Annotated in this window: 10 protein-coding genes and 1 other RNA gene; all 11 read right to left on the minus strand. The window is 63.2% G+C overall.

Going from position 1 to position 6,646, the window contains the following annotated elements; genetic code table 11:
* Positions 1-1,560 (minus strand): ribonuclease Y, encoded by a 1,560-nt coding sequence (gene rny / locus Q0K00_RS05495; protein WP_297227956.1) that lies wholly within the window; start codon positions 1,558-1,560, stop codon positions 1-3.
* Between the two features lie 136 nt (positions 1,561-1,696).
* Positions 1,697-1,873: non-coding RNA, 6S RNA (gene ssrS, locus Q0K00_RS05500), on the minus strand.
* On the minus strand, positions 1,872-2,153 hold the full coding sequence (gene zapA / locus Q0K00_RS05505; RefSeq protein WP_297227958.1) for a cell division protein ZapA: 282 nt from the start codon (positions 2,151-2,153) through the stop codon (positions 1,872-1,874). The genes ssrS and zapA overlap by 2 nt, the downstream gene beginning before the upstream one ends.
* A 6-nt stretch (positions 2,154-2,159) precedes the next feature.
* Positions 2,160-2,405, minus strand: a complete 246-nt coding sequence (locus Q0K00_RS05510; protein WP_297227960.1) for a cell division protein ZapB — start codon at positions 2,403-2,405, stop codon at positions 2,160-2,162.
* Positions 2,406-2,523: 118 nt separating this feature from the next.
* Positions 2,524-2,793, minus strand: a complete 270-nt coding sequence (gene fliQ, locus Q0K00_RS05515) for a flagellar biosynthesis protein FliQ (RefSeq protein ID WP_297227962.1) — start codon at positions 2,791-2,793, stop codon at positions 2,524-2,526.
* A 15-nt stretch (positions 2,794-2,808) separates the two neighbouring features.
* Entirely contained in the window at positions 2,809-3,477 is a 669-nt protein-coding gene (gene fliP, locus Q0K00_RS05520; protein ID WP_297227971.1) for a flagellar type III secretion system pore protein FliP, read from the minus strand.
* Between the two features lie 37 nt (positions 3,478-3,514).
* Complete coding sequence (locus Q0K00_RS05525) at positions 3,515-4,012, minus strand: flagellar biosynthetic protein FliO (RefSeq protein ID WP_297227963.1); 498 nt, start codon at positions 4,010-4,012, stop codon at positions 3,515-3,517.
* Entirely contained in the window at positions 4,005-4,547 is a 543-nt protein-coding gene (fliN, locus tag Q0K00_RS05530) for a flagellar motor switch protein FliN (protein WP_297227965.1), read from the minus strand. The genes Q0K00_RS05525 and fliN overlap by 8 nt, the downstream gene beginning before the upstream one ends.
* A 30-nt stretch (positions 4,548-4,577) precedes the next feature.
* Positions 4,578-5,228: a flagellar basal body-associated FliL family protein gene (locus tag Q0K00_RS05535; protein WP_297227966.1), complete on the minus strand. Its 651-nt coding sequence runs from the start codon at positions 5,226-5,228 to the stop codon at positions 4,578-4,580.
* Between the two features lie 118 nt (positions 5,229-5,346).
* Positions 5,347-6,054, minus strand: coding sequence for a YggS family pyridoxal phosphate-dependent enzyme (locus Q0K00_RS05540; RefSeq protein ID WP_297227968.1), 708 nt, complete (start codon positions 6,052-6,054; stop codon positions 5,347-5,349).
* 1 nt (position 6,055) lies between these two features.
* Positions 6,056-6,646, minus strand: a 591-nt coding sequence (gene era / locus Q0K00_RS05545) for a GTPase Era (protein ID WP_297227969.1), incomplete at its 5' end; no start/stop codon positions are given.

The following is a 6,646-nucleotide window of genomic DNA, read 5'->3' on the forward strand; positions in this document are numbered from 1 at the left end:
CTACTTGGCAAAGCCGGAAGCCCGGCGTTCACGAATGACCGTGACCCGGATCTGGCCGGGATAGGTCAGATCCTTCTCGATCTTTTCCGCGATGTCCTTGCACAGCAGGTAGGTCGTATCGTCATCCACGCTCTCAGGATTGACCATCACGCGGATCTCGCGACCGGCCTGGATGGCGTAGGCCTTGGAGACGCCGTCAAAGGAGGTGGCGATATTTTCCAGATCCTCAAGGCGCTTGACGTAATTTTCCAGCAGCTCCTTGCGAGCGCCGGGCCTGGCCCCGGAGATGGAGTCCGCCGCCTGCACGAGCACGGCCAGCGCTGTGGAAGGACGCTGATCCTCATGGTGGGCGGCGATGGCATGGACGATATCCTTGCCCTCATTGTATTTCTTGGCGATATCCGCCCCGATCAGAGCATGGGGGCCTTCCACCTCGTGGTCCACGGCCTTGCCGATGTCATGCAGCAGCCCGGCGCGCTTGGCCTTCTTGACGTCCATGCCCAGCTCGGCGGCCATCATGCCGCAGAGGGCCGAAACTTCCAGAGAATGCTGCAGCACGTTCTGCGTGAAGGAGGTGCGGTAGCGCAGCTGGCCCAGCAGGCGGACGATCTCGGGGTGGATGCCGTGCACGCCGGCGTCAAAGGTCGCCTGCTCGCCCACCTCGCGCACCTGCGCGTCCAGCTCCTGCTCGCATTTCTGCACGATGTCCTCGATGCGGGCGGGATGGATACGACCGTCCTGGATGAGGCGTTCCAGGGCCATTTTGGCGACCTGACGACGCAGAGGGCTGTAGGCGGAGAGGATGACCGTCTCCGGCGTGTCGTCGATGATCAGATCCACGCCGGTCGCCGCTTCCAGCGCACGGATGTTGCGGCCCTCGCGGCCGATGATGCGCCCCTTCATGTCCTCGCTGGGCAGACTGACCGCCGTCACCGTCTGTTCGTTGACATAGTCCCCGGCATAGCGCTGGATGACGCTGCAGAGGATCTCCTTGGCCTTGCGGTCAGCCGTTTCGCGAGCTTCGGTCTCGATCTGGCGGATCATGCGCGCGGACTCATGCCGCGTACGGGCCTCGATCTCCGCAAGCAGACGTTCGCGGGCCTCGTCCGCCGTCAGTCCGGCGATCTCGGACAGGCGCTGCTCCTGCTCCTCGATGCGGCCCTGGAGGTATTCTTCGTTTTCCGCGAGCTGGCGTTCCTTGCGGGCGAGCTCCTTTTCCGTGGCCAACAGCTCGTGCTCCTTCTCCGTGGCCTTGCCCAGACGCTCTTCGAGCCGGTCGCCCATCTCCTCGAGCTTGCGCTCCCGGTTCTTGACTTCCCGCTCGCGCTCCTTGAACTCGTTCTCCAGCTCGCGCTTCTGATTATACAAGTCGTCCTGCCCCTGCAGGAGGATCTCCTTTTTCTGCGCCTGCGCTTCCTTGCGCGCCTCCTCGACGATGCGCTTCGCCAGTTCGTCGGCGTCCCCGATGCGTTTGGTGGTCGCCCGGCTCTGCAGCACATAGCCGAGCGCAGCGCCCACAAGGAGCGCCAGCACCGCCGACACGATGGTCCAGATGTCCATAGATTCCCCCCGAAATGGCGGCATGGCCGCCCAACGCCACGCCTCAAGGCGCAGCGGTCAGCGTGTAACCACGGCGGGGGCAGGTAGAGACGCGCCCGAACGGCGCAGGACAGGCACACCCGGAGGTGTCCGGGGCAAATGCCCCAGAGTGCCGTGTCATGTGTTCGGTGCAGAACCTGGTTTCCCAGGTGGGCGCCGAGGCGCTCCCTTCAGGCTTCCCTTGCGGGCGTGCTCACCGGTAGCGGGTACGGCTCCCTTGTGTATGCTTGTAAGGTCAGCACCGAGACATAAATCACGCACACCCCAGGGAGTTAAAGAGGTTGCGACTCTTCTATTTGCGTAAGCAGATCCTGGATGCGATTCTGCACATCCGCCTGCTTCTTCTGCGCTTGCAGTAAATCGTCCGCCAGCCCAAGGGCCAAGTACGTCAGCAGAATATCTTTGGTCTGCGCGCCGTGGGACCTCAGTTTCAAATCGGCGAACCGTTCTTCCACCAGTGCGATGGTTGCCCGGAACTTTTCCAGATCCGCGCCGGGACGAAAGAAGATATCTGTCCCGAGGACGGTCAGCCTGCTCGCGTTTTCCGAGCTCATGGGCGTCTACTCCGCGCTGTCTTGCTCTTCCACAGCCTGTATCAGGGCATCCAGCCGGGTCAGGGCCTCGGCCCGCCATGCCCGTTCCTGAGCCAAAGCCTGTTGCAACGCATCGTTTTCGGCCACAAGAGCCTCTTTTTCCCTCGCAGCTGCCGCCATCTCGGCCTGTTGCCGCTCACTGTCGGCCTGCATGGCCTCCAGCTTGCGCAAAAGTTCCGAAACGCGGACTTCAAGCTGCTCAAGAACATCCATGAGCCTGTTTATAGCATTGCCGGGCCGGTTACGCAAGATGCCCGAGGGCAGAAAGCCTGCCCGCGCGACGGGATGCCCGTCCCGGAGCGGGTGGCCCCGCCCCGGGCAGGCGAAAACTCTATTGGACGTAATTGGGGATGTTGAGGAAGACCTCACGGGTGAAGGTGACCACCCGCTCCATGATCCACGGCAGCGCCAGCAAAAGCGCGATGAACATGCTGATGATCTTGGGGATGAAACTCAGGGTCGTTTCCTGGATCTGGGTGGCCGCCTGGATGATGCTGACCACCACCCCGACGCCGAGCCCCACAGCCAGCATGGGCAGGGCCATCATGAGACAGAGCTCGATGGCCTGCCTGCCGAAGCCGATGACAAAATCCGTCGTCATATCCGTCCTCCTCCGTCATAAGAGGAAGCTGTTGACCAGCGAGCCGACCAGCAGGTTCCAGCCGTCCACCATCACGAAGAGCAACAGCTTGAACGGCATGGAGACCATCATGGGCGGCAGCATCATCATCCCCATGGCCAGCAGGACGCTGGAAATGACCATGTCCAGCACGAGGAAGGGGATGTAGATGAGGAAGCCGATGGTGAAGGCCGTCTTGAGTTCGCTGATGACGAAGGCGGCGGCGAGCATCATGGTCGGCACTTCATTCTTGTTCTTGGGCGCATCCATGCCCGATATGGCGTAAAAGACAGATATGTCCTTTTCGCGGGTATGTTTGAACATGAAGACGCGCAGCGGCTCCTGCGCCCTGTCCAGCGCGACCTTGTAGTCGATCTGCTCCTGCAGATAGGGCTGCAGGGCCTCGTCATTGATGCGCTTGCCCACCGGGAACATGATGACCACCGTCATGAACACGGCCAGACTGGCCAGCACCTGCGTGGGCGGCAGCTGCTGCACCCCCATGGCCTGCCGCAGGAAGCTGAAGACGATGATGATGCGCGTGAAGCTGGTGACCGTCAGCATGATGGACGGCGCCACGGAAAGGACGGTCAGGAGGAAAAGGATCTCCAGCAGGACGGAGACCTTGCTGGGTTCGGTCGAGCCGCCGGAGAGCGTGAGCTGCATACTGGGCAGGGTGAGATCCTGCGCGGCCCCCACCTGCTCAGGGGCGAGGACCGTCAGCGCCAGCGCCGTGAGCAGAAGCGGCAACGCTCTGCTCCAGGAGGCGCTGAAAATCCTGACAAGGCGTTTCATGGTCAAGACTTTCCTCCGTCAGCAGACAGATCTGCTGGTCGGTCACGGCGAGCAGCAGCCTGCGATTCATGAAGCGCACCACCATGAGGCCCTTGCGAGGCCCCAGAGGCATCTGCGCTTCCATCAGCAGCGCGTCACGCGGCAACGTGCCGGGACGCGGGATGAAGTTGAAGCGTCCGTAACGGCGCAGCAGCCAGACCCCGACCCAGAGCACGCCCAACAGCAGACACAAAATGGCCAATGCCTGCACATAGCTGCCCCAGGAAAACATGGGCTGCCCCAGCGTGCTCGCCGCCGGGGCGGCCTCCTCAGCGGCCAAGGCGGCCGGAGATACGCCCCCGACCGCCCAGATCCCTGCACACGCCGCCGTCAGAACGGTATACCAGCGTTGAACGCGGCTAGCCAAGCTGCTTTACCCGTTCGATGGGACTGATGATGTCCGTCAGACGAACGCCGAATTTTTCGTTGATGACCACGGCTTCGCCGCGCGCCACCAGTTTGCCGTTCACAAAGACTTCCAGCGGCTCGCCGGCCAGCTTGTTCAGCTCCACCACCGAACCCTGCCCCAATTGCAGCAGTTCATTGATGAGCAGACGGGTACGGCCCAGCTCGGCGGAGACATCCAGCGGGATATCCAGGATGAAGTCCAGCTCGCGTTTGAGCTTCTGATCATGCGGCTGGCGGGCCGCTTCCGTCATGTCCTTGAACTGTGCGTCCGTGGCCTGCTCGGCAAAGCTGGTCAGCCTGTCCGTGCCCCCGTTCTTTTCGTCATTGGCGAGGGATTCAGCCCACTCCGAGGCCAGCGATTCATCCTCGCCCCCCGCGGATGCGGAAGCATCCCCACTGAGGTCAACGTCGGCGAGCAGGTCGTCCGCTCCTCCGCTACCATCCAGCTGAGCCGCCCACTGTGCGGCCATATCGTCCTGATCGTCCTGCGCCATGCTCACATCCTCGTTTCAGACGTGGGGAAGCTATTCCACCACGAAGTTGGTAAAGTAGACACGAATGACCCGCTGCGCGCCCAGGATCTGGTTGAGACGCGCGGCGATCTCATGCTTGAGCAACACCTTGCCTTCCGGCGTGGAGATATCGCCGTAGGTCTTCCCGGCCAGCAGCATGATGATGGTGTCGTTGATGCGCGCGCCCTGAGCCTTGAGCTCCTTGGACACGTCGCTGTTGGCCTCGATCTCCATGCCGACGGTGAGATAGCGCCGCCCGCTGGGATCGGTCAGGTTCACCCGGATGGGCGGCAGCGGCAGGACGATGCCCACGCTGCGCGGCGATTCCGGCTGAGCTTCGATACGGGCCGATCCCGCCGTCCCGGACGCCGTAGCGGCAGGGGCCTGCCCCGGCTTCCCGGCGGTCGCCGCGGGCTGTCCCGCTGTCGGCGCCGACGCGGTCTCCGCCGGTGCGGCGGCTACTTCCGGATTTTCCGGCGCAGCGCCATCGGGCGTCCGCAGATAAAGCCACCAGTAGGCCGCGCCGCCCGCGGCGCTCAACGTGATGAGCAAGATCGCCAAAAATATGACGATCCGCTTGGCGCGGGACTTCTTCTTTGGGGTGTCTCCCGCAGCTCCCGGAGGGAGGGCCTGCGATTCCTTGCTGCCGTCTTTGGCTGCCATAGCTGCTCCTTGCCGTTGGCGGTATCCCGAAACACTGTTCCCGACGGTACGGCGCCTGCGCTGCCGCAGAACCGTCGCATCATGGACCCGCGTAAGCTATTGCAATAACCGCGCCACGCTAGACTTTTGGCGGTCGCGGACCAAAAATATCCGTCCCGATGCGGACGATGGTCGAACCTTCGGCCACAGCCGCCGGGAAATCGCCGGACATGCCCATGGACAGATGCGGCAATGCCAGTCCGGTGCGCGCCCGCAGATCCTCACACAGGCGGCGCAGACGCGCGAAGTACGGGCGCGCGGCGTCCCCGGCGTCGAAGACCGGCGGCAGGCACATGAGGCCCTGAACATCCAGATGCGGGCACTGCTCCAGAACATAATCGGCAAGTTCCGGCAAATCTTCAGCCATGATACCGGATTTTTGCGGCTCGGCCCCCACATTGATCTCAAACAGCACCGGCTGTCTGGCATCCAGCGCGACCAGACGCTTTTCCAGCCCGTCAGCGAGCTTGCGGGAATCCAGCGTGTGCAGCAGGGAAAAGGCTCCGGCCACCAGCGGCGCCTTGCGGCTCTGCACATGCCCGATCATATGCCAGCGGATATGCGCGCAGGCCGGGTCCGCGGCCAGATCCTGCCGTTTCTGCAGGGCCTCCTGCACATAGTTCTCGCCAAAGTCCACCTGACCGGCCGCGGCCACGCGGGCCACGTCTTCCGCCGCATGGAGCTTGGAGACGGCCACGAGGGTCACGTCCTCCCGCTTGCGCCCTGCGGCGCTCACCGCCTTGTCCAGCCGTTCCAGCACAGACGCATAACGTGCGCATACATCCATCTTACAGCACCTCCGCGACGCGGGTCATCTCCTGCACGAAGGCCGGGTCTTCGGTCCAGTTCTCCCGTACCTTGACCCAGAGTTCGAGATGCACCTTGCCGCCCAGCAATTCCTGGATATCCTTGCGGGCCTCCATGCCCACCTGCTTGAGCACCTTGCCGCCCTTGCCGATGACCATGCCCTTGTGCATGGGGCGCGCCACATAGATGACCGCGTGGATGACGGTCTGTCCCCGCTCCTCGTCCTCCTCCCAGTGCTCCACCTCCACGGCGATGCAGTAGGGGACTTCCTGACGCAATTGCAGGAAGAGCTTCTCACGGATGATCTCCGCCGCCATGAAGCGGACCGGGGCCGTGGAGATCTGGTCGTCGGGGAACTGGGCCTCGCCTTCGGGCAGGCGCGAGCGGATGAGCTCCAGCAGGGCGGGCAGTCCGTCCTTCATGAGCGCCGACACCGGGAAGATCTCCGCGGACGGCCACATCTCGCTCAGTCGGGTCAGGAGCGGCAGCATACGGCTCTTGTCCGCAAAAAGATCCACCTTGTTGACCACCACGATCATGGGGCGCGTCTCGCTGGCCAGCGCTTCGGCCAC

The sequence above is a fragment of the uncultured Desulfovibrio sp. genome (genome assembly GCF_944327235.1).
GTDB lineage: Bacteria > Desulfobacterota > Desulfovibrionia > Desulfovibrionales > Desulfovibrionaceae > Desulfovibrio.